The following is a 952-nucleotide window of genomic DNA, read 5'->3' on the forward strand; positions in this document are numbered from 1 at the left end:
CCAGACGGAAATCAACTTTCTTTACCGCGAATTTGTTCGCGCGCTGCGCCAGATCAAGCCAAAGGCCTTCGTTGTCGAGAATGTCTCCGGCATGGTTCGCGAAGACAACGTGCATCTGTTTAATAATCAAATTACCCGGTTTAGAATGAGCGGCTATCGTGTCTCGGCCGCGATTTTGGATGCTAGGGAGTTTGGGGTTCCGCAAGAGCGTCGTCGGCTTTTCTTCGTCGGCATGCGTAGCGATCTGGGCCTGAAGTACGAATTTCCTGACCCGACTCATAGCATCTCGGCTGATACGGAAAATGGCCTCCCCCCCTGCCCGACTATAAGGGACGCAATCGGCGATCTTCCCGAATGGCCCGAAGGAGAATTTGATACCCAAGATTTCCACTGGTATTACCTATCGCGGAACAGGTTTCGCGGTTGGGACGAGCAGAGCAAGACCATTGTCGCCAGTAGCAGACACGCTCCGCTTCATCCTATCAGTCCTCGCCTGCTGCGCGTTCACACGGACAAGTGGATCTTCGAGAACGACGCGCCGGCGAGACGGATATCCTATCGAGAAGCTGCTAGACTCCAAGGATTTGGGGATCTGCATTTCCCAGAAACTCAGGGTATTGCTTCCCGATATCGCGTGATCGGCAACGCTGTTCCCCCTCCCGTTTTTCAGGCGGTCGCCGAAGCCATCCCGAATGTATGGTAATGAGGTTGCCTACCGAGCAGAATAAAAGCTGATTACGCTGCGGCTTTGGATCATCGAAGCCGCAGATTCAGCGATCATCAAGGCACGCGACCGCTTACCGTAGTGCCGCACCATCTCAGGCGACATGCCGAGCATCGCGCCGACCTGGCTGTCGTTGAGGCCCATCTCCAACAGGTAGCAGCAGGCGTTCTTGCGGAGGCCGTGAAAAACGAAGGTGTCGACTCTAGAGGTCCCCGGGACCGGCTGAAT

General features: G+C 55.4%; 2 protein-coding genes. One reads left to right on the forward strand and one right to left on the reverse strand.

The window, feature by feature from the left end:
• A partial coding sequence (locus I5E_RS23145; protein ID WP_148286819.1) for a DNA cytosine methyltransferase occupies positions 1-703 on the forward strand: 703 nt, incomplete at its 5' end.
• Positions 704-712: 9 nt separating this feature from the next.
• Here the strand turns inward: I5E_RS23145 and I5E_RS25910 are convergent.
• Positions 713-952, reverse strand: a 240-nt coding sequence (locus I5E_RS25910) for a hypothetical protein (RefSeq protein ID WP_031261005.1), incomplete at its 5' end; no start/stop codon positions are given.

This window comes from Curtobacterium sp. B18 (assembly GCF_000333375.1).
Lineage (GTDB): Bacteria > Actinomycetota > Actinomycetes > Actinomycetales > Microbacteriaceae > Curtobacterium.